The 21,674-nt window shown below is 62.7% G+C and carries 21 protein-coding genes; 10 read left to right on the top strand and 11 right to left on the bottom strand.

The annotated features are described in order from the left end of the window. Positions 1–46: 46 nt before the first annotated feature. Positions 47–1,126 (bottom strand): AbrB family transcriptional regulator, encoded by a 1,080-nt coding sequence (locus Mame_RS11300; protein ID WP_018063825.1) that lies wholly within the window; start codon positions 1,124–1,126, stop codon positions 47–49. Positions 1,127–1,341: 215 nt separating this feature from the next. Between Mame_RS11300 and Mame_RS11295 the strand changes: the two genes are divergently transcribed. The 3 genes from Mame_RS11295 (at position 1,342) to Mame_RS11285 (ending at position 4,525) form a co-directional block, all read left to right on the top strand. After that, positions 1,342–2,493 carry a CaiB/BaiF CoA transferase family protein gene (locus Mame_RS11295; protein WP_051085080.1) on the top strand — a complete coding sequence of 384 codons (1,152 nt, stop codon included), beginning with the start codon at positions 1,342–1,344 and terminating at the stop codon, positions 2,491–2,493. A gap of 196 nt (positions 2,494–2,689) precedes the next feature. Next, positions 2,690–3,661: a helix-turn-helix domain-containing protein gene (locus Mame_RS11290; RefSeq protein ID WP_018063827.1), complete on the top strand. Its 972-nt coding sequence runs from the start codon at positions 2,690–2,692 to the stop codon at positions 3,659–3,661. Between the two features lie 156 nt (positions 3,662–3,817). Next, the gene (locus Mame_RS11285; RefSeq protein WP_026173302.1) at positions 3,818–4,525 is read left to right on the top strand and encodes a carbonic anhydrase; all 708 of its coding nucleotides are present in this window, start codon (positions 3,818–3,820) and stop codon (positions 4,523–4,525) included. Positions 4,526–4,601: 76 nt separating this feature from the next. On the opposite strand, the gene Mame_RS11280 is transcribed toward Mame_RS11285, so the two are convergent. The 7 genes from Mame_RS11280 to Mame_RS11250 form a co-directional block, all read right to left on the bottom strand. Continuing rightward, a complete protein-coding gene (locus tag Mame_RS11280) occupies positions 4,602–5,633 on the bottom strand; it encodes an aspartate-semialdehyde dehydrogenase (protein WP_018063829.1) in 1,032 nt (343 codons plus the stop codon). A 114-nt stretch (positions 5,634–5,747) separates the two neighbouring features. After that, complete coding sequence (locus Mame_RS27515; protein WP_018063830.1) at positions 5,748–5,870, bottom strand: hypothetical protein; 123 nt, start codon at positions 5,868–5,870, stop codon at positions 5,748–5,750. Positions 5,871–5,897: 27 nt separating this feature from the next. Continuing rightward, the gene (locus tag Mame_RS11270; protein WP_018063831.1) at positions 5,898–6,728 is read right to left on the bottom strand and encodes a phosphatase PAP2 family protein; all 831 of its coding nucleotides are present in this window, start codon (positions 6,726–6,728) and stop codon (positions 5,898–5,900) included. A 130-nt stretch (positions 6,729–6,858) separates the two neighbouring features. Next, a complete protein-coding gene (locus Mame_RS11265) occupies positions 6,859–7,650 on the bottom strand; it encodes a phosphatase PAP2 family protein (protein WP_018063832.1) in 792 nt (263 codons plus the stop codon). Between the two features lie 55 nt (positions 7,651–7,705). Beyond that, positions 7,706–8,821, bottom strand: coding sequence for a 3-isopropylmalate dehydrogenase (gene leuB, locus Mame_RS11260; RefSeq protein ID WP_018063833.1), 1,116 nt, complete (start codon positions 8,819–8,821; stop codon positions 7,706–7,708). A gap of 136 nt (positions 8,822–8,957) precedes the next feature. Beyond that, positions 8,958–9,932 (bottom strand): polysaccharide deacetylase family protein, encoded by a 975-nt coding sequence (locus tag Mame_RS11255; RefSeq protein ID WP_018063834.1) that lies wholly within the window; start codon positions 9,930–9,932, stop codon positions 8,958–8,960. Between the two features lie 194 nt (positions 9,933–10,126). Continuing rightward, a complete protein-coding gene (locus tag Mame_RS11250; RefSeq protein WP_018063835.1) occupies positions 10,127–11,407 on the bottom strand; it encodes a glycerate kinase type-2 family protein in 1,281 nt (426 codons plus the stop codon). Positions 11,408–11,610: 203 nt separating this feature from the next. On the opposite strand from Mame_RS11250, the gene Mame_RS11245 reads away from it, so the two are divergent. Together Mame_RS11245 and Mame_RS11240 are read left to right on the top strand one after the other, a co-directional pair. Then, a complete protein-coding gene (locus Mame_RS11245; protein ID WP_018063836.1) occupies positions 11,611–12,948 on the top strand; it encodes a glycosyltransferase in 1,338 nt (445 codons plus the stop codon). A gap of 4 nt (positions 12,949–12,952) precedes the next feature. Further along, on the top strand, positions 12,953–13,693 hold the full coding sequence (locus tag Mame_RS11240) for an HAD-IIB family hydrolase (protein ID WP_155122086.1): 741 nt from the start codon (positions 12,953–12,955) through the stop codon (positions 13,691–13,693). Between the two features lie 16 nt (positions 13,694–13,709). On the opposite strand, the gene Mame_RS11235 is transcribed toward Mame_RS11240, so the two are convergent. Next, complete coding sequence (locus tag Mame_RS11235) at positions 13,710–13,991, bottom strand: BolA family protein (protein ID WP_026173304.1); 282 nt, start codon at positions 13,989–13,991, stop codon at positions 13,710–13,712. Positions 13,992–14,153: 162 nt separating this feature from the next. Here Mame_RS11235 and Mame_RS11230 point away from each other — a divergent pair, with 162 nt between their 5' ends. The 4 genes from Mame_RS11230 to Mame_RS11215 all read left to right on the top strand — a co-directional run bounded on the left by Mame_RS11230 (position 14,154) and on the right by Mame_RS11215 (position 18,703). Continuing rightward, positions 14,154–14,795 carry a J domain-containing protein gene (locus Mame_RS11230; protein ID WP_018063839.1) on the top strand — a complete coding sequence of 214 codons (642 nt, stop codon included), beginning with the start codon at positions 14,154–14,156 and terminating at the stop codon, positions 14,793–14,795. A gap of 71 nt (positions 14,796–14,866) precedes the next feature. Further along, positions 14,867–15,859: a cobaltochelatase subunit CobS gene (cobS, locus tag Mame_RS11225; protein ID WP_026173305.1), complete on the top strand. Its 993-nt coding sequence runs from the start codon at positions 14,867–14,869 to the stop codon at positions 15,857–15,859. A gap of 10 nt (positions 15,860–15,869) precedes the next feature. Then, entirely contained in the window at positions 15,870–17,768 is a 1,899-nt protein-coding gene (gene cobT / locus Mame_RS11220; protein ID WP_018063841.1) for a cobaltochelatase subunit CobT, read from the top strand. Next, entirely contained in the window at positions 17,765–18,703 is a 939-nt protein-coding gene (locus Mame_RS11215; RefSeq protein WP_018063842.1) for an esterase-like activity of phytase family protein, read from the top strand. Before cobT ends, Mame_RS11215 begins: the two co-directional genes overlap by 4 nt. A gap of 7 nt (positions 18,704–18,710) precedes the next feature. On the opposite strand, the gene Mame_RS11210 is transcribed toward Mame_RS11215, so the two are convergent. After that, the gene (locus Mame_RS11210; protein WP_018063843.1) at positions 18,711–19,373 is read right to left on the bottom strand and encodes a TetR/AcrR family transcriptional regulator; all 663 of its coding nucleotides are present in this window, start codon (positions 19,371–19,373) and stop codon (positions 18,711–18,713) included. A gap of 96 nt (positions 19,374–19,469) precedes the next feature. Here Mame_RS11210 and Mame_RS11205 point away from each other — a divergent pair, with 96 nt between their 5' ends. Beyond that, on the top strand, positions 19,470–20,012 hold the full coding sequence (locus tag Mame_RS11205; RefSeq protein WP_018063844.1) for a VOC family protein: 543 nt from the start codon (positions 19,470–19,472) through the stop codon (positions 20,010–20,012). Positions 20,013–20,016: 4 nt separating this feature from the next. On the opposite strand, the gene amyA is transcribed toward Mame_RS11205, so the two are convergent. Next, positions 20,017–21,504, bottom strand: coding sequence for an alpha-amylase (gene amyA / locus Mame_RS11200; RefSeq protein ID WP_018063845.1), 1,488 nt, complete (start codon positions 21,502–21,504; stop codon positions 20,017–20,019). Positions 21,505–21,674 lie beyond the last annotated feature (170 nt).

Here is a 21,674-nt window from a genome sequence, read left to right as displayed (position 1 = left end):
ATAAGCGGCTTTAAACATAAGACGCCTGGCTGCGGCGTTCCATGTTTCAGGCTCCTTGTCTTGGCGCGATCAGGAAGCGGTAGATCAGGGGTAGGAAGAGGACGGCCGTGAATATCCGGACGATATGGTGGCAGGCGACGTAGACAGGATCGGCGTCGATTGAAATGGCGATCAGGCCCATTTCCGTCACGCCGCCCGGCGCGAAGGCAATGAAACCGACGATCACGGAATTATATCCCAGCATCGAAACCGTCAGGCCCGCCACCGCCGCCACCGACAGGGAAACGACGATCAGCGGAAGCGACAGCATCACCGATTTGTAGAGCGTGCGCATGTCGACCGCCGCGAACCGTCCGCCAAGGCTGGCGCCGATGACGAGTTGGGTGACCTGGACGAGCGATGTCGGGATCAGGGCGAATGTGAGCCCGGTCGAATGCAGCGCCGCGCTCGCGATCATCGGACCGATCATATTGGCCGCCGGCAGGTGGATCTTGCGGGCGACATAGGCGCCGACGAAGGCGGCCGCGGCCATCAGCAGGGTATCCAGCACTCCGATCGGGTTCACCGCGTCGGGCGCGCTTGCCCCGCTCGCGCTACCGACGGGGTGGCCGACATAGACGGTCAGCAGCAGAGGGATGATGGTGACCGCAAGCGAAATCCGCGCCAGATGCTGCACCACCGTGAGCGTCGGGTCGCCATTGAACCGCTCGCTGATGATCACCGCCTCCACGACGCCGCCCGGCGAGGAGGCGAAGAAGGCGGTGGCGCGATCAAAGCCGCCCAGCCGTTTCAGAAGCGCATAGCTGATCATCTGCGTCACGAGCGCGAACGGAATCACAAGAAGCAGCGACGGCCACCACTTTCCCATATGCATGATCGTCTGCGGCGTGACCTGGGATCCGATCATGAGGCCGATGATGGGAATGAAGATGTTCCGCAGCGGCGTCGGCATCACCGGTATCGCGCCGAAAACCTTAGGCTTGGCCATCGCCACCGCCGCCGCCGCGAAAAGCGGCCCGAGCATCCAGGGCAAGGGCATCCCGGCGGCAACCGCGCCCCAGGCGCCCGCCGCGGCGACCGTAAAGATGACCAGAAGCCGTATGCCGTAAGGCAGGTATTGGATCATCTTCCCGCGCCGTTGCCCCGAGCCTGCAGATGGCGGCTGTCGCCCCGGCCTGGGAGCCGACAGGTATTCGACGATTTTTCCATTGCGGCCTCCCCCTTTTCCTTGTCACAACACGCAAAGCGCGTATTTGACAAGACAGTCATTCGAATTTATTTCCGGCTAGACGGTAAATAAGTCAATAGCTGACGGAAAATGCGTCAATCGGAGGTCTTGAAATGCCGGCTCTACCCCTGGAAGGAATTAAGGTTGTCGATTTTTCACGGGTGCTCGCCGGTCCGCTGAGCACCCAGGTTCTTGGCGACCTCGGCGCCGATGTCATCAAGATCGAGCATCCCGAGCGCGGCGACGACACGCGCGATTGGGGCATCCGGATCGGCGAGACCGAGACGACCTATTACTACGCCTTCAACCGCAACAAGCGCTCGGTTGCGCTCGACCTCGCCGATCCGGCCATGGTCGAGGCGGCGCGCGCGCTGGTCGCAGATGCCGATGTCGTCGTGGAAAATTTCAAGCAGGGCGGGATGGAGCGCTTCGGCCTCGGTTTCGAGGATCTGCTGAAGATCAACCCCCGGATCATCTATTGCTCGATCGCCGGCTATGACCGGGCCGGGGAAGAGGCCAAGCGCTCGGGTTACGACCTCGTCGTCCAGGGCGAGAGCGGCCTGATGGCGATCAATGGCGAGGCCGGGCGTCCGCCGCTGAAATTCGGCGTCGCTGTCGTCGACATGTTTACCGGCATGTATGCGGCCCAGGCGATACTCGCCGCGCTGGTGCAGGTTCAAAGGACCGGACGCGGCCGTCGCGTCGATCTCTCGCTCTATGATTGCGGCGTGACGCTCAGCGCCTATTACGGACTCGATGCCCTGGTGATGAAATCGGATCCGCCGCGATACGGCAATGCGCATCCGTCGATCGTGCCCTATGGCGTGTTCGACGCGGCTGACGGACCGCTCGTCATCGCGGTCGGCAACAACCGCCAGTTCAGGTCCCTGTGCCAGGATGCGCTTGGACGGGCGGATATGGCCGATGATCCACGCTATGCCACCAACATCCTGCGATCGCAGCACCGTGATGCGCTGATCCCGGAACTGGAGCGTGAACTGCTCAAACACAGGCGCACGGACCTGCTGAAGAACCTCTCGGCAGCCGGCATTCCATGCGGCGAGGTCCTGGGGCTCTACGAAGCGCTGACACATCCGCGCACCGCGGCGTCCGAGATGGTGGTCACGCACCGAACGGCGCAGGGAGAGGACGTCGCCTTTACCGCCCCGCCATGGCGCATTGACGGTGAACGCTGCGCCGTTCGTCCACCGCCGACCCTCGGGGAACATACCGTCGAGGTTCTCGCCAGCCTGAAGAAGGACTGATCGACCGTTGCTGGCCGGGTGGCGGAATTTCCTCGGCCTTTGTCATGGATTGGCAAGCTCGCCACAGCGCATATAGGCCGCCCTTCTCTCTCATCTTGTGATATTCTTATGATAGAGGTCCCGGTCGATAGCTGTCCTTCCGGTCTTGCCACGGCGGCGCCGTTGACAGAGGACCGATCGGCGGAGGGATGCGGGTATGGCCGATAGTGTAACGATTGCGCCGATAGTGCGATCGTCGGTGCTGACATGCGCGGCCGACCAGGCCGCGATGCAGCCATGGATCGACATGGAGTGTTTTCAACTCGGCAGCGGCAAAACCGTTTGCCGCATGGAAACGATCGACCTCGGAAGCCAGCAGGTCGTGCATGAGGATCAGGCCGCATCGGTCCAGAAGATCGGCAAAACGCCGGCCAATCTGTGTACGCTTTCCTATTGCACCCCGGACCAGGCATTCCGGTTTTCCGATCAGGGCATCAACCATCCGGATACCGTGTTTTTTCTGCCGGAGCACACATATTTCGATCTTTACGTGCCAGTCGGCACGCGCACGACCTATATCAGCTTCGATCAGACCGCCTTTATCCGAGGAGCGCGGATACTCAACCCGCGACGCTGGGAGAAGGCGCCAGAGACGATCCGGTCATGGACCACGCCCTCGAAAGGGGGGCTCGCCGCAGATATCATGGCCTTCACTGACCAGGCAGCCCCTGAGCGCGGCACACCATGCGATAACGCGATGATCAGGGACCTGCTGCTGCAATCCGCCCTGCAGGTGGCCGCCCATAGCGAGGGCTTCGAGGGCCTTTCGCGTGCCGCGCGCGCCCGCGCCTTTGCCGTTTGCAGCCTCGCGCGCGCCTATATAGAAAGCTGCGTGGAAAGCGACCGACTGCCGACGATCGTGGATATCTGCGCGGCCACCGGCGTCTCGCAACGCCGGCTGCAATATGCGTTTCATGAATATATCGGCATGTCGCCCAATGCCTATCTGCGCCTGCTGCGCCTCAACCGGGCGCGTGCGGCGCTTGCCGCAGCCAGCCCGCACCAGACGACGGTGACGCGGGTGGCGATGCAGCACGGCTTCCTGCATTTTGGCCGTTTCTCGGGCGATTACAGGCGCATCTTCGGCGAAACGCCGTCGGTCACGCTCGCCGCTTGCCGCCGGAACTGATTTTCCGCAATTTTGCGGAAATCGGATAGCCAATAATAGCTGTCGCTGTAAGCGTATCACGGCAATCAGAAAAACTGCACTTGCCGGTCCTGCAGGATCGGTAAACCAACAGGGTCAGAGCGGCCGCATCGCGCGCCGCAGCAGGAGGATAATGCCATGTGCGATCAATGCGATAGTGGAACACTCGGCCGTCGCGGCCTATTGATGGGCGGTTTGGCGCTTTCGCTTGCGGTTCCGTTTGGCGGGCGCGCTTTCGCCCAAACCACGGCCACCCCGCCGGCTTCCCCCGATGAGGCGATCCAGCGCCTGATGGACGGCAATGCGCGCTATGTCGCCAACACGCCGAACAATGCCGACCACTCGGTGACGCGCAACACCAGGGCTGCCGGCCAGTCGCCCTTTGCCGCGATCGTCGCCTGCGCGGATTCGCGCGTGGTGCCGGAACTGATCTTCGATCAGGCGCCGGGCGATCTGTTCGTCGTACGCGTCGCCGGAAATTTCCTGAGTGAGGACGGCATCGCCAGCCTCGAATTCGCGGCCGCCGTTCTCGGCGTTCAGGCCGTCATGGTTCTCGGCCACACCAGTTGCGGGGCGATACGCGCGACCATCGATTCGATCCGCGATAACGAACTGCCGCCGGGCCATCTGCCGAGCCTGGTCAATGCCATTCGTCCCGCCGTCTACAACGCCATGCAGCAGAACCCCGAGGATCTGCTTGCCGCCGCTACCGCCGAGAATGCGGTCTATAACGCCCGCATCGCCGCGGAAACCGGACCAATTCTCAGCGACATGAATGAATCGGGCACGGTGAAATCAATCGCCGGCGTCTACGATATCGCGACCGGCAAGGTGGCATTTCTGTAAAGCCGACCGAACATCCCTGAAAACACAAACGTCGCCGGAAGAAATCCCGGCGCCGTTTGCTATTCGGGAGAAGGCATCACGCCATCGCGCGCGGCTTCACCAGCTTGCGCTCCACCAGCAGCTCCGCGATCTGGATCGCGTTCAGCGCCGCGCCCTTGCGCAGATTGTCGGCGACCACCCACATGGCGAGGCCATTCTCGACGGTCGCATCCTCGCGGATGCGGGAGATGAAGGTGGAGTCCTCGCCGGCGCATTCGACCGGGGTCATGTAGCCGCCGTCCTCATGCTTGTCGATCACCTGGCAGCCGGGCGCCTCGCGCAGGATGTCGCGAGCCTCATCGGCTGTGATTTCCTTCTCGAACTCGATATTGACCGATTCCGAATGGCCGATGAACACCGGCACGCGCACGGCGGTGCAGGTGACCCTGATCTTCGGGTCGAGCATCTTCTTGGTCTCGGCCAGCACCTTCCATTCTTCCTTGGTGTAGCCGTCTTCCATGAAGCTGTCGATGTGCGGAATCACGTTGAAGGCGATGCGCTTGGTGAACTTCTTGGTCTCGATCGGGTCGGCGACGAAGACGGCGCGGGTCTGGTTGAACAGTTCATCCATGCCGTCCTTGCCGGCGCCCGAAACCGATTGATAGGTCGAGACCACCAGCCGCTTGATCGTGGCGCGATCATGCAGCGGCTTCAGCGCGACAACGAGCTGGGCGGTCGAGCAGTTCGGGTTGGCGATGATGTTGCGCTTGCGGAAGCCCTCGATCGCATCCGGATTGACCTCCGGCACGATCAGCGGCACGTCGGCGTCGTAACGCCAGGCCGAGGAGTTGTCGATGACGACGCAGCCCTTGGCGGCAATTTTCGGCGACCACTTCTGCGAGACCGTGCCGCCGGCCGACATCAGGCAGATATCGGTGTCGGAAAAGTCATGGTTTTCGAGGTTCTTCACCTTCAGCGTCTTGTCGCCGTAGGAGACTTCCGTGCCGACGGAACGGCTGGAGGCGAGCGCCACGACCTCATCGGCGGGAAAGCCGCGCTCTTCGAGGATGGACAGCATTTCGCGCCCGACATTGCCGGTAGCGCCCACGACTGCAATCTTGAAACCCATGATGATAAGCTCTCTTTCGTTTCTCTCCTCGAAAATCGCGGGAGTGGAAGAGCGGCCGAAACGGCATCTTCCCGTCCCCGGCGTGACCGGGGAGAGAGCGGTAGGCCAGGAACGTCAGACGGTTTTTGTCGTCGTTTTCTTGGCTGTTTTCATGAAACTGCGGGAAGGCGATATCCGGCCGCCGGCGCGGGGCGCCGGGGTGATATCAGCAGCAATGTGACGCGCGAACAGCGGCATATTCGGCTTTTCCTTCTACCGCGAAGGCTAATGACCCTTTTGCGTGGTCAAGTCAAGGTCTGTTTGCGGCGCTGCATGGTGCGGGTGCTTGCGCATGAATTCCGGCTTCAGCGCGGAAAAGCCGTTGCGCGGCACCGGCCAGCCGTGCGGATCGATGCTGAACACCATGCGATAGCGCGAAAAGATGATCGCGGTCAGATACGTAAACCAGCTTCCGAAGGCGAGCCCGGCGATGACATCGCTCGGATAATGCGCGCCTACGATGATGCGGCTCATCGCTATGCAGACGGCGAGGCTGAAAAACAGGATGCGGTGGCGCGGCAGGAAAAACGCCGCCGCCGTGAAGATCGCGGCAACCGTGGTGGCATGCCCCGAAGGGAAACTGGAATACTGCCCGGCAAAGCTCATGGGATCGAAGGCAAACGGGCTCAGGTCGTAATAGACCAGCATGTTCGGCCGCGGCCTGCCGATCAGCCCCTTCAGAAGATTGACGGCCAGGCCGGAAAGCGCGACCGCGGCAAACACGAAGCTTGCCGCCTGCGCCAGAAACACGCCCTTGGCGCGGGTGCGCCGATCCGCCTCATCCGCCGCCCCGGCCGCCGTCATGCCAAGCGCGAACACAAGGACACTGGTGATCAGTATCCACTCCGACTGGCCGAAATGGGTGATGAACTCGCCATACTCCCTGATCGGACCGGAGAGATCGCGGGCCATCAGCCCGACGGGATAATCGAGGATCGCGAAGGCGACGAACAAAAGGCCCGCCACGCCGACCATGAAACCGCGCCAATGCGTGCACGGCCACTTCTGGTCCTTGAGTTTTCTGCGCTGGCTGAACCAGCGGTAGCGTACCGTCATCGCCCCTCCGAATATTCACACCGGCATCCCCACCGGCCAGGCGGATGTTAGACGAGCCGGGCAGCGGCATCAACGCCCGCGGCCGACCCGGCTTCGCAAAAGCAACTAACTTTTCCACATAACAGGAAGATTACGACCGCAACCGGTCGCGCAGGCGCGGACGCGTTCGACGCACCGGCAGGCCCCTTTCCGGCACGGCGAACAGCAGCCGGTAGCGAGCGAAAAAGCAGGCCACGAGCACGGAAATCCAGGCCCCGTAGAACAGGCCCGCCGAGACATCGCTTGGATAATGCGCGCCAACGGCGATGCGGGCGAAGCCGAAGAAGATGGCGAAGGCGGCGAAGAACGGCCCGAGCCGTGGATAGAGCAGCGCCAGCCCGGCGAAGATCGCGCCCGATGTCGTCGAATGGCCCGAGGGGAAGCTTGCGTAATCATAGGCCCAGACGCCGACATTGAAGTGCAGGTCGCCGACCGTATCGAACAGCGTCGGACGCGCCCGGCCGATCAGGCGTTTGACGACATTGACGGTGGCGCTGGCGAGCGCGACGGAACAGAACAGGTAAAAACCCTGATGCAGCACAAGCGCGGCGCGGAATTTCACCCGCGGGCTGGCAAGGCAGGCGATAGCGACATAGGCGAGGACGGTCACAGTCCCGCTTGCGCCCAATATCCACGGCGCGGTGGTGACATCGGTCAGCCGCGCGGCGAAATCCTGGAACCGCGACGACATGGCATCGCGCGCGGAGGCCACCGGGCCGTCAAGCGTCGCCATGCATAACAGCGCCAGAGTCGCGGCGGGCAGAAGAAACCACGGCCAGCAGGTGGCGGAAAGGCGGAAGGTCTCGTGCGCAACGCGCCGCTTCCAGAACAACGGCGGCATGCGGATACCGGTTTTGGGAAGGTCTTCGCGGGTCTCGTTCATCCCGACAAGATAGCGCGGCGGCGGCGGTTATAAACCCCGCCGCCGACCTTCATCTTCAAACGCCGAGCGTGGCGGCAAAGGCGGCGACCACGGCATCGCCCATTTCGCTGGTGCCGACCTTGCGGCAGCCGGGCGCCATAATGTCGCCGGTGCGCAGCCCGTCATCGAGCACCTTGGCGATCGCGGCGTCGAGCGCTTCAGCCTCTTCGATCATGTTGAACGAATAGCGCAGGCACATGGCGAACGAGGCCAGCATGGCGAGCGGATTGGCAACGCCCTGCCCTGCGATATCGGGCGCCGAGCCATGGACGGGCTCGTACATCGCCTTGCGCTTGCCGGTGACGGCATCTTCCGCGCCGAGCGAGGCCGAGGGCAGCATGCCGAGCGAGCCGGTCAGCATCGCGGCCACATCCGAGAGCATGTCGCCGAACAGGTTGTCGGTGACGATCACGTCGAACTGCTTAGGCGCGCGCACGAGCTGCATGCCGCCGGCGTCGGCGAGCATGTGCGACAGCTCGACATCGGCGAATTTTTCCTTGTGAACGCGCGTCACGACCTGGTTCCAGAACAGGCCGGACTTCATCACATTGCGCTTCTCCATCGAGCAGACGCGGTTATCGCGGGTGCGCGCCAGTTCAAAGGCGACGGCGGCGATGCGCTCGATCTCGTAGGTATCGTAGACCTGAGTGTCGATCGCGCGCTGCTGACCATTGCCGAGGTCGATGATTTCCTTCGGCTCGCCGAAATAGACGCCGCCGGTGAGCTCGCGCACGATCAGGATATCGAGGCCTTCGACCAGTTCCGGCTTCAGCGAGGACGACGCCGCAAGAGCGGCATAGCAGATCGCCGGGCGCAGATTGGCGAACAGTTCCAGATCCTTGCGCAGGCGCAGCAGGCCTGCTTCCGGGCGCACGTCATAGGCGACATTGTCCCATTTCGGACCGCCGACGGCGGCGAACATCACCGCATCGGCAGCCATCGCCCGCGCCATGTCATCGTCGGAGATCGCCTTGCCATGGGCATCATAGGCCGCGCCACCGACAAGTCCGCGCTCGATTTCAAAACCCGCGCTGGCCTTGTCGTTCAAAAGGCTGATGACCTTGACGAATTCCTCGGTGATTTCCGGGCCGATGCCGTCGCCGGGCAGAAGAAAGAGTTTACGATGGCTCATGATGCCTCCCTCGGTGCTTGTTGGCCGCGCGCCATCCGGGATGTCGGCGCCTCTGGCGGGCCGAGGCGGTTCTAGACCGCGGGATCGCGCATTTCAAGGCGGTTGAACGCCGTTGCGGTACGTGCGCGCACGAAAGCTATCGCAGGGGATTTGTCTGGAGCCGCGCCACCAGCGTATCGTCCTTTAGCGGCGGGGTGCCGTATTTAAGCTGCACCACCTTGTAGCCGCCCTCCTCCAGCCGCGCGAGCAGCGGGCCGATGGCGCGGGCCGTGCGGCCCTGCAGATCATGCATCAGCACGATGCCGCCGCCGCGGGCCTCAAGGCCGCGCATCACCCGCTCCACCAGTTGCTCGGTGGTCGCCTCGCGATAATCGAGGGAATCGACATCGGCGCCGACAGGGATCAGGCCGCGGCTGGCAAGCGCACGGTCGAGCCATTCGTTTTCGGCGAGATAAGGAAAGCGGAAGAAATACGGCGTCTCGCCGGTCGTCTCTTGCACAACCGCCCTGCCCTTGTCGATATTGGCGACGGCCGCGTCATGGCCAAGGGCCGGCAGATAGGGGTGCGAATACGTGTGGGTGGCGATCGTGTGGCCGCCTTCGGAGACCATCGCCGCCGTCTCGGGATAATAATGCGCCATCTGGCCGACCATGAAGAACAGGCCCTTGACGCCATAAGCATCGAGCGCATCCAGCACCACATTGGTGCGACCGGGCACCGGGCCGTCATCAAAGGTCAGCACCACTTCGAGCGGTGCCAGCGTGATGTCTCGGGTCTCGTCCAGATAGATCGTGCGGCCCGCGAGCGGATGGTGTTCCGGCCGGCCGTCCTCGCCGAGGCTGATGGTCATGACCTGCGCGCCGCGATCGGCGCCGTCCACGACTCGCGAATGGATGGACCCGAGCTGCAGCGGCGCTTCCTCTATCGGCATGATCTCCCCAATCGAACCCGTGGTGATGACCTCGATGGCATTCGGACCGTCCGAGATAACGCGCGCCGGAGCCGGCAGCAGCGCGGTCTTGAGGATCGTGGTATCGCGCTCCCCGTTGGAGGCGCAGGAAGCGAGCGCGAGAACGCAAAGGCCTGCAAGACCGGTTACAAAACGACGCATTGGTAATCCACTTCAACCAACCAGATGCCGGACGCGCATCGCGGGATTCGCCGCGCGGGCTCCCGCAAAAAATGTGCGAATATGGTTACCAAAGCGTAAAATGGAGCGAACATTCAGCCGGCCGCGCCGCGATTTCGCGCGCACGGACCGCCGGCGCGCCGCAAGCGCGCCGGTTCCACGATGCGGGTTACAATTCAGAGAATCAAAATTGCCCGGAAATCATTGACATTGGTGAGCGTCGGGCCGGTGATCACCTGGTCGCCCAGCGCCTCGAAAAATCCGTGTCCGTCATTGTCGGCAAGCGCGGCGCGGGCATCGAGGCCGAGCAACCGCGCGCGTTCGAGCGTGTCCGGCCCGATCACGGCGCCGGCCACCTCTTCGCGCCCGTCAACGCCGTCGGTATCGCCGGCAAGGGCATAGACGCCTTCAAGCCCGTTGAGTTCGACGGCAAGCGAGAGCAGGAATTCGACATTGCGGCCGCCCCTTCCCTCACCCTTCACGGTCACGCTGGTTTCGCCGCCCGAAAGGATGATTGCGGGCCGTTTGGCGGGCACGCCGTGGTGGACGACGGAGCCGGCGATACCGGCATGGACGATCCCGACATCCTTCGCCTCCCCCTCGATCGTATCGCCGAGCACCAGCACGTCGAGCCCGGCCTCGCGCGCCGCGTCGGCTGCCGCCTCCAGCGACATGAACGGGGTGGCGATGATGTGGTTCTCCGCCCGCGCCAGACGCGGATCGTCAGGCGTCACGCAACGCGCCGCCTCGGTGTCGAGATGGCGGGCAACGTGGTCGGGCAGGTCGATCTCGTAGCGCTTCAGGATCGCCCTGGCATCCTCGACCGTGGTCGTCTCGCCGACCGTCGGGCCCGAGGCTATGATCGCCGGATCGTCGCCCGGCACGTCGGAAATCAGCAGCGTGTGGCAGCGGGCGGGGTGGATGGCGGCGGCCAGCCTGCCGCCCTTGATCGCCGAGAGGTGCTTGCGCACGCAATTAACCTCGTCGATCGCCGCCCCGCAGCGCAACAGCGCCTTGTTGACGGCGATCTTGTCAGCGAGCGTCACGCCCTCCGGCGGCAGCGACAGCAGCGCCGAACCGCCTCCGGAGATCAGCACGATCACCAGATCGTCCTCCGTCAGATCCGAAACGGTTTCCAGTATGCGTTTCGCCGCCTTCTCGCCGGCTTCATCCGGCACGGGATGGGAGGCGGAGAGAATTTCGATATGCTTGCAGGGCGCTTCATGGCCGTAGCGGGTGACGACGACGCCCTCGAGCGGCCCTTCCCAGCAAGCCTCCAGCGCCTCCGCCATGCGCGCCGAGCCCTTGCCGGCCCCGACCACGATCGTGCGGCCCTTCGGTGGCTCGGGCAAGTATCGTGAAAGTTGCTTCATCGGATCGGCAGCGGCCACGGCAACATCGAAGAGCCTGCGCAGGAACGCGTCGGGATTATCTTGGAAGCGGGCGGAGGAATTCATAGGGGTTTTCCTTATGGGACTGTTCCCCTATGTTCCACATAACCCCGGATCGCTCAAGTTTGCGTGGAACACTTCGCGCCGGTTGTGCGTTCACAGAAAGGCGGGACGTGCGCCCGTTCGATTCTTTTCGCCTCCTCCCGGCAATTATACAGAACCGAATCGCGCCGACACGCCACGCTTTGTTTTGCAAGGAAGGATTGAAGATGGCCGACAAGAACGGGTCCGATAAATATCCCAATATCGCGCTTGTTTCCACACATGGATATGTTGCCGCAGATCCGCCGCTTGGCGCCGCCGATACCGGCGGACAGGTCGTCTACATTCTGGAACTTTCGAAAAAACTCGCCCAGCTCGGCTTCTCGGTCGATATCTATACCCGCCGGTTCGAGGATCAGCCGGAAATCGACGAGGTCGACGAGCGCGTCCGGGTTGTGCGCATCCCCTGCGGCGGTAAGGAATTCATTCCCAAGGAATATCTCTACAAGCACCTGCTGGAATGGAGCGAGAATGCGCTGCGCTACATGCGCGAGCACGATCTCCATTACACCTTCATCAACTCCCATTACTGGGACGCCGGCTATGCGGGCCTCAGGCTTGCCGAAGCGCTCCACATCCCGCATCTCCACACCCCGCATTCGATCGGCCTGTGGAAGAAGCGGACAATGGAGACCGACTATCCCGACAAGAAGGAGCAGTTCGAAAAGGACTTCAACTTCACCGAACGGATCAAGCACGAAAACAAGATCTATCGCGCCTGCGACAGCGTGATCGCCACGACGCCGCTTCAGGTCGACATGCTGGTGGAGGATTACGGCATCCGCGAGGACCGGGTCTACATGATCCCGCCCGGCTATGACGACAACCGCTTCTACCCGGTCTCGGGCGCCACCCGCAACATGCTGCGCGAGCGGTTCGGCTTCAAGGGCAAGACCGTGCTGGCGCTTGGTAGGCTTGCCACCAACAAGGGCTATGATCTGCTGATCCAGGCGTTCTCGGTGATGGCCGAACGGGTTCCGGACGCCGAGCTACAGCTTGCCGTCGGTGGCGCGGACATGGACGAGCTGGAAACGAAAATCCTCAACGAACTCAAGGCGCTGGTGAAGGAACTTGATCTCGAGGACAAGGTTCATTTCTCCGGCTATGTCTCCGACGAGGACCTGCCGGATATCTATCGCGCGGCCGACATGTTCGTGCTGTCCAGCCGTTACGAGCCCTTCGGCATGACGGCGATCGAGGCGATGGCATCGGGCACGCCGACGGTGGTCACCACCAATGGCGGACTTTACCGCGCGATCAGCTTCGGGCGCCATGCACTGTTTGCCGACACGTTCGACAAATACGATCTGGGCATCATGATGATGAAGCCGTTCAAGCATCAGCGGCTCTATAATCGTCTGGCCCGCATGGGCGCGCACAAGGCCCGCAGCCTGTTCACCTGGACCGGTATCGCCCAGCAATTGATCTCGCTGGTCGAGGGTCGCCCGATGCGGCAGTCGCTGCAGGACAGCGACTGGGCCGAACCCTGGAATGACGGCGACTGAGACGATGGCGATCAGACTTTTCTCCTCCGATCTCGACGGCACGCTTGTCGGCGACAACGGCTCGACGGAACGCTTCCGCCGGGCCTTCGAGGCCGTGCCCGAAGCCGAACGCCCGCTCTTGGTCTATAACAGCGGGCGGCTCGTCGACGATATCCGCGAACTGATCGACATGGTCGGCCTGCCCGAGCCCGATTTCCTGATCGGCGGCGTCGGCACCATGGCGCATGACCACCGCAACGGCCTGCCCATCGGCGGCTTCGATGATTTCATCGGCACCGCCTTCGACGTCGAGACGGTCGAGCGGATCATGTCCAATATTCCCGACGTGATCCGCCAGCCGGAGCGCTACCAGAACGGCTACAAGTCGAGCTGGTATCTGCAAAACGCCAAGAAGGGCCGGTTGCAGGCCATCGAGGATGCGCTGACCGCAAAGGGGCTCGAGGTCAAGCTGATCTACTCGTCGAAGCGCGATCTCGACATCCTGCCGAAGAATGCCGACAAGGGCGCCTGCCTTTCATGGCTTTGCCAGAAACTCGACATCGCCCATGATGACGTCGTGGTTGCCGGCGACACAGGCAATGACAGCGCGATGTTCACCGTGCCCGACGTGCGCGGCATCATCCCGGCCAACGGCCATGACGACCTGAGGGCGCTTGCCAAGGGCAATGACCGTATCTATCAGGCCCGCGGCGAAATCGCCGACGGCGTGATCGAGGGTCTGAGGCATTTCGGGGTCGCGATTTAGCGCGACCCTCACCCCATTACCACCGCGTCGGCTCGTCGGGCGCTGCGGCCTCGATCGCCAAAGCATGAAGGCCATCGGCGAATTCCGGGCCGAGTGCCTCATTGACGGCACGATGTCGTGCGATGCGGCTCATCCCTTTGAACTTGTCGGATACGATCCTGATCCTTAAATGGGTGATCTCGGGCGCGTCCGGATCATTGTAGTGGCTGGAATGTTGCGCGCTCTCGTCTTTCAAAATCAGCCGTTCGGGATTGAACAGGGTATTCAGCCGGTCTTCGATTGCTGCGGCCATTGCCATCGTTTCACTCCTTGTCGCGCGTGGCGCGTCGGACGGAAAGGTCAAAAACCGGCTTTCGCGAACCCCGCGCCGTGGTCAACGCGTTAACAGGGCAGAAAGCCAGTAAGAAATCCCGTTGTCAATTCTTGTTGTGGCGGGCTTGGAAGGTCATAATCACGCGCCATGAATCTAGATTCCAAATATTTCGACCGCCTCCGCACCAAGCGCAAGGGCCCCGCCACGGCAAAACCAGCCGATGCGGAGACCGCTGTGCCCGAGTGCCAGTGGGACGGCTGCCACAAGCCCGGAAAGCACAAGGCCCCCGTCGGCCGCAATGCCGAGGGGCAGTTTTTCCTGTTCTGCTTCGAGCATGTGAAGGCCTACAACAAGGGCTATAATTATTTCGAGGGCCTCTCCGACAGCGAGATCGCGCGCTATCAGAAGGAAGCGCTCACCGGCCATCGCCCCACCTGGACCGTCGGCGTCAACGGCGACACCCGCAAGACGCCGCTCAACGGTTCAAGAAAAGCCGGCAATGCCGCGTCCGCCGCGCGCATGCGCGATCCGTTCGGCTTCGTCCATGACGGCAGGGATGGCCGGCCGCAGCGCCCGAAGCGCGAACGCAAGCTGAAGACGCTGGAGGCCAAGGCCTTCGATACGCTGGGCCTGACCGCCGCGGCGACGTCCGACGACATCAAGAAGCAGTACAAGCTGCTGGTCAAGAAACACCACCCCGACGCCAATGGCGGCGACCGCGGCTCGGAGGAAACTTTTCGCGCCGTGGTGCAGGCATACCAATTGTTAAAGCAGTCCGGCTTCTGCTAGGAACACTTCCATCAAGAGCAGATAAAAGACCGTTGAGCGGCTTTTTTCCCGGAAGCCGCGCTGGAGAAATGATGAGCAAGATCGATCTGGACTATTCGAACCTCCCCGACACCACCGTCTCGGTTCGTGAAACCTTCGGCCTCGATGTCGACCTGAAAGTCCCGGCCTATTCGACCGACGACCCCTATGTGCCCGACCTCGATCCCGACTACCTTTTCGATCGCGACACCACGCTCGCCATTCTCGCGGGCTTTGCCCATAACCGCCGCGTCATGGTCTCCGGCTATCACGGCACCGGTAAATCGACCCATATCGAGCAGGTCGCCGCGCGGCTGAAATGGCCGTGCGTGCGCGTCAACCTCGACAGCCATGTCAGCCGTATCGACCTCGTCGGCAAGGATGCGATCGTGGTCAAGGACGGGCTGCAGGTCACCGAGTTCAAGGACGGCATCCTGCCATGGGCCTATCAGCACAACGTCGCCCTCGTCTTCGACGAATATGACGCCGGCCGCCCGGATGTGATGTTCGTGATCCAGCGCGTGCTGGAATCATCGGGCCGGCTGACGCTGCTCGACCAGAGCCGCGTGATCAGCCCCCACCCGGCCTTCCGCCTGTTTGCGACCGCCAACACCGTCGGCCTCGGCGACACCACCGGGCTTTATCACGGCACCCAGCAGATCAACCAGGCCCAGATGGACCGCTGGTCGCTGGTCACCACGCTCAACTACCTGCCGCACGAGCAGGAGGTGAACATCATCCTCGCCAAGGTGAAGAGCTTCGCCGCCAGCGCGGAAGGCCGCGAAACCGTCTCCAACATGGTGCGCGTTGCCGACCTCACCCGTTCGGCCTTCGTCAACGGTGATCTGTCGACGGTGATGAGCCCGCGCACGGTGATCAACTGGGCCGAGAACACCGAAATTTTCGGCGATGTCGGCTTCGCCTTCCGCGTCACCTTCCTCAACAAGTGCGACGAGCTGGAACGCACGCTGGTGGCCGAGCAGTATCAGCGCGCCTTCGGCGAGGAGTTGAAGGAAAGCGCCGCCAACGTCGTGATCAGCGCCTGAGGAAATTTTCATGGCCGGTCCCGGCGACAATCGAAAATCCAATCCGTACGCGCCCGTAGACCTGGAGCCGCTGCACCGGGCCGTGTCCGGCTGCGTGCGCGCGATCTCCGGCGAACGCGAGGCGGAGGTCGTGTTTTCGCGCGACCGGCCGGGCATGAGCGGCCACCAGATTCGGCTTCCGGAATTCTCCAAGCGCCCGACACCCGAGGAGCTTGCCGTGGTGCGGGGGCTCGGCGATTCCATGGCGCTGCGCATGGCCTGCCACAACCCCGTCACCCACGCCCATATGTCGCCCGGCGGCACCGAGGCGCAGTCGATTTTCGACGCGGTGGAGCAGGCGCGGATCGATTCGATCGGGGCGAAGCGCATGCCGGGCATGGCCAAGAACCTTGCCGCCATGCATGCCGAGAAATACGAAAAGGCCAATTTCGCCGCCATTGACCGCAAGGAGGACGCGCCGGTTTCGGAAGCCGTCGCCATGCTGGTGCGCGAAAAGCTGACCGGTGAAAAGCCTCCTGCCTCGGCCGGAAAGGTGCTCGATTACTGGCGTGATTTCATCGAGGACAAGGCCGCCGTCGATCTCGACCGGCTGGAAAGCTCGATCGACGATCAGGACGCCTTCGCCCGGGTTGTCCGCTCGATGCTGTCATCGATGGAAATGGCCGACGACTATGCCGGCGACGACCTCGACAATGACGACGAGGAGGAAAACCTCTCCGAAGAGGAGCAGCCGCGCTCCGAACGCGAGAACGACGAACAGGTCGAGGAGCAGGCCGGCGAGGATTCCGCCTCCGCCGACGACAGCGACAGCGCCGACGAGGAGATGGACCAGGGCGAGCTCGACGGCGCGGAAGTGGCCGATACCGATCTCGACGACGAGGCCGATCCCGACTCGGAAGTCGCCGGCGAGACCAAGCGCCCCAACACCGCCTTCGACGATTTCAACGAGAAGGTCGACTACCGCGTGTTCTCGACCGAATTCGACGAGGAAATCACCGCCGAGGAGCTGTGCGACCAGGAGGAACTCCAGCGCCTGCGCGCCCATCTCGACAAGCAGCTCGCCCATCTCCAGGGCGCGGTCGGCCGGCTCGCCAACCGCATGCAGCGCCGGCTGATGGCCAAGCAGAACCGCTCCTGGGATTTCGATCTCGAGGAAGGCTATCTCGATACCGCGCGGCTGGTGCGCATGGTGATAGACCCGATGCAGCCGCTCTCCTTCAAGATGGAGCGCGACACCCAGTTCCGCGATACCGTGGTGTCGCTGCTGATCGACAATTCAGGCTCGATGCGCGGTCGCCCGATCACGGTCGCCGCCACCTGCGGCGACATTCTGGCGCGCACGCTGGAGCGCTGCGGCGTGAAGGTCGAAATCCTCGGCTTCACCACAAAGGCGTGGAAGGGCGGGCAATCGCGCGAGAAATGGCTGGAGGCGGGCAAGCCCGCGGCCCCCGGCCGCCTCAACGACCTGCGCCACATCATCTACAAGTCCGCCGACCAGCCCTGGCGGCGCTCGCGCGCCAATCTCGGCCTGATGATGCGCGAGGGACTGCTGAAGGAAAACATCGACGGCGAGGCGCTGATCTGGGCCCATGACCGGCTGATGGCTCGGCCCGAGCAGCGCCGCATCCTGATGATGATTTCCGACGGCGCGCCGGTCGACGATTCGACGCTGTCGGTCAATCCCGGCAACTTTCTCGAAAAACATCTGCGGGCGGTGATCGAACATATCGAAACCCGCTCGCCGGTGGAATTGCTCGCGATCGGCATCGGCCATGACGTCACACGCTACTATCGCCGCGCGGTCACGATCGTCGATGCCGACGAACTGGCCGGCGCGATGACCGACCAGCTAGCCGCGCTGTTCGAGGAACAGGGCGCCGAGGCGCCGACGCGCCGACGCGCCAGATGATACGTGCCCTTCTTCTTGCGCTGGCGCTTGTCAGCGCGCAGGCTTCGGCTGCGGATATCTCTTCCACGCGGATCGAAAGTTTCGACGACGATCCGGCCGTGACCCGTTTCGGAGAGCTGCAATTCGTCGGCGGGCTCAAGCTTTCCGGCCTGCATTCGCTTTCCGCGATCCGCTTCCTGCCCGGCGGCGAACGCTTCATTGCGGTCGCCGATGACGGCCACTGGGTCGATGGCGAGATTACCCGCGATGGCAGGGGCCGGCTTTCAGGCGTCGCCGACGTGACCGTCACGCCGATGAAGAACGCCAAGGGCGTGCATGCCAAAAAGGTCGCCATGGATGCCGAGAGCATGACGATCAAGGACGGACGGATCCTCGTCGGTTTCGAAAACAAGCACCGGATCGATCAGTACCCGCTGAAGGGCCACGACGACGCAACGGCGAAGCCCGGCCCCGATTTCCTGATTCCCCGCAACGAGCTGCGCGCCAATGGCGGCCTCGAGGCGATGGCGACCAATGCCGATGGCCGCACCGTGGTGGTGGCGGAAAAGAGCATCGACAGCGACGGAAACCTGTTCGCCGCCATCATTTCCGGTCCCGGCAAGGGCATCTTCAAAGTCGTCAAGAATCAGGAATTCGACGTCACCGACGCTGCCTTCCTGCCGGATGGCGACCTGCTGCTGCTGGAGCGGCGGTTTTCGCTTCTGGGCGGCATCGGCATGCGCATCCGCCGTATTCCCGCCGATACGATCCGCGCCGGCGCGGTGTTGGACGGGCCGGTGATCATGCAGGCAAGCGGTTTGAACCGGATCGACAATATGGAAGGCCTCGACGTTGTTCCAATGCCCGACGGCAGCCTCCACCTGATCATCATTTCGGACGATAATGATTCGGTATTGCAGCAGACGCTTATGCTGGAATTCAGGCTGGCCGACTGACGCCGGATCAACTGGCGGGCGCGACCATCGCCCGGATCATCTTCAGCCCCTCAAGATTGAGGCGCGCTGCCTCTTCCGGCGAGAGATTGTCCCAGTTTTCCGCAAACCATCGGTCAAGCGCACGGGCGGCGGAAAGTACCATGTCGACGATCAGCGCGCGCGGCATGTCGGAGCGGACAGCGCCCAGCCCCTGCCCCTTTTCCACGAGCAGTTCCAGAGAACGCCTGATCCGCGCCAGCGGCGCTTCGAGCGCTTTCTCAGTCTGTGGGCCCTCATACATTGTCCGGCCGAGTGCCGCCATGACGGGATCAACGCTCAACAGCCCGGAGAGACGCGCGAACGCCGCGTAAAGGCCGCTCCAGAACGCATCGATCGTGGCGGCCTGGAAGGGCGCGGAAAAATCCATCCGATCAACCAGGTCTCCGAGCGCGCGTTCGATCACGGCGGAATAGAGATCGCCCTTGTCATGAACATAGTAATAGGCCTGCCCCTTGCTCATGGCGGCCGCGGTCAGGATGGCATTCATCGAAGCGCCGGCAAAGCCGGCCTCTGCGAAAGCCGCCTCGGCCGCGTCCAGCAGGCGCGCGCGGCGATCCGGCGCCAGCGCTTCGAGCCTTGCGAGCGCCGTGTCGCCCTCCGCCATCGGCTTTCTCTTGTCTTCCGCAGCCATCAATCCGCCTTCATTGACATTTTAGACCAGCGGTCTAAACGTGAATACACGAAATCACGGCGAGGTCCAATTCCGCCGCAAGACAGGAGATGCACAATGCGCTGGCGCGGTGTCAATCATGTTGAATTCTCGGTTCTCGACTACGAGAACTCGGTGGCGTTCTACGACCGGATGTTCGGTTGGCTGGGCTACAAGAGCTTCTGGACCATGGATATCGGCTACCATTCGACCTATTACATGGCCAGGTTTCCGTTCCCCCACAGCTATATCGGCATCCAGCCGGCGAAAACCGGAGAAAAGCTCGACCACGAGGCGCGCGCCACCGGCATCCACCATATCGCGCTGTGGGCGAAGAACCGGAAGGAGGTCGACCGCTTCCATCGGGAGTTCCTCGTTCCAAACAGCGTTCCTGTAACGGAGACGCCGGCGGAATATCCGGTCTATGCGCCTGGCTATTACGGCGTTTTTTTCGACGATCCCATCAACGGCATCCACTGGGAGCTGGCGCATATCCCGAAAATCGCCTCGCCCATGGCCTACCGGCGCTCGGCTGAGGCGTGGAAACAGGCGGAAGCCGAGCATCCCGAATGGCAGGGCTCGCCCGCGAAGAAGGCCTTCCGCACGCTGCCGCGCGGATAGGCATTCAAAGCGCATCCTCTCGCACCCAGACGCTGACGCTGCCGCCATTGACCGGGAAATCGGCATTGCCGTTCTCATCCGCCGTCACCGTATCCTCACGATGACCGAGCAAATCGCGGAAGCTCGCCCCGGCATGGCCCTCACCAAGTTCGACATGCTTGCTGGCTTCCTCGCCATTGGTGAGCACCGTGACCGAGCCCGGCGCCTCGTCGGTTCCATGGCGCACGATCGCAAGGCAGTTCGGGTCGTCGAACATGTCAGTCTGGCCGCCATTGGCGAAGCGCTTGCGGGCGGAGATCAGCGCCGGCAGGCATTCGACCTTCGGCATCACGATGTCGTACTCCTCGCCATCGCTGCCCTTGTCGCGATAGTCCGCGCCGTAGAGATCGGCGTAAAAGACGCTCGGCACGCCCTGCTCGCGCATCAGGATCAGGGCATAGGCAAGCGGCTTGAACCAGGGCTCGACGGCGGCCTCCAGCGATTGCAGCGGCTGGGTGTCGTGGTTTTCCACCAGCGTGACGGCATGCTCGGGCTGCGCCGAAAGCAGCGACCCATCGAAAATCGTTCGCATGTCGAAATCGCCGCCGCCCTTGGAGGCATCGTGGAAACGGTGGTGCAGGCCGACATCGAACAGCAGGAGCTGGCGATCCACGAGCTCCAGATAGTTCTCCAGCGCGCCGATATCGGGATGCCAGTATTCGGCGACCACGAACAGGTCTTCCTTCACGCTTTCGCGCATATGCCCGATCCAGTCGCGGAAGAACCATGCGGGGATGTGCTTGGCGGCATCGAGCCGGAAGCCGGCGACGGGCACCTGTTCGGCAAACCATCTGCCCCAGTATTTCAGCTCTTCATAGACCGCACGGTTGCGGAACTCGACGTCGGAACCGATCAGATAATCGTAATTGCCAAGCTCCTCGTCGACCTCGCTATGCCATTCGCCCTCGCCATATTCGTTGACGAGGCGGAAGACGCCGGTGTCGGTCGGGTCCTCGATATAGTCGACACCGGTAAAGCACTTCTGGCTCCAGACGAACTCGGAATATTTGCCCTGCCGTCCTGGAAAGGTGAAGCGGGTATAGGCATGGGTCTCGAAGGCCTCATCCTCGATCTCGTTGCGATCATCGGGGTTCGCGCGGCGCACCTTGACCGCCTCGCGCTCGTCGCCGCCCATCTTGTGGTTGAACACGACATCGTGGATCGCCCCGATCCCGTGTTCCGCCAGCGCCTTGCAGGCGGCCTCCAGAGCATCGCGGTCGCCGTATTTTGTGGGGACGGTGCCCTTCTGGTCGAACTCGCCGAGATCGAACAGGTCATAGGTGTCGTAGCCCACCGAATAGCCGCCGGCGGAGCCCTTGTAGGCCGGCGGCAGCCAGACGTCGGTGATGCCCATATCGGCAAGGCTTCTGGCCTTTTCGGCCACCTCGTTCCAGAGCCTGCCGCCGTCGGGATAATACCAATGGAAAAACTGAAGAAGAACGCGTCCGGCCACATTGCCCTCGCTGGATTGGATGGATAGCGCTTAGAAACGGTTCGCGCCGGGTAAAGTTCCGCGCCCTTTGAGCGAGGCTGCATTCTGGCGCTCCGGCCGATGACATGCAAACTTTGCTTGACCGCAGCCGCCGCCGACCCCGATAAGCTGACTGCAATATGTCAGGCATG

The sequence above is a fragment of the Martelella mediterranea DSM 17316 genome, from assembly GCF_002043005.1.
Classification (GTDB): Bacteria; Pseudomonadota; Alphaproteobacteria; order Rhizobiales; family Rhizobiaceae; genus Martelella; species Martelella mediterranea.
This window is presented reverse-complemented; position numbering and strand designations above follow the sequence as displayed.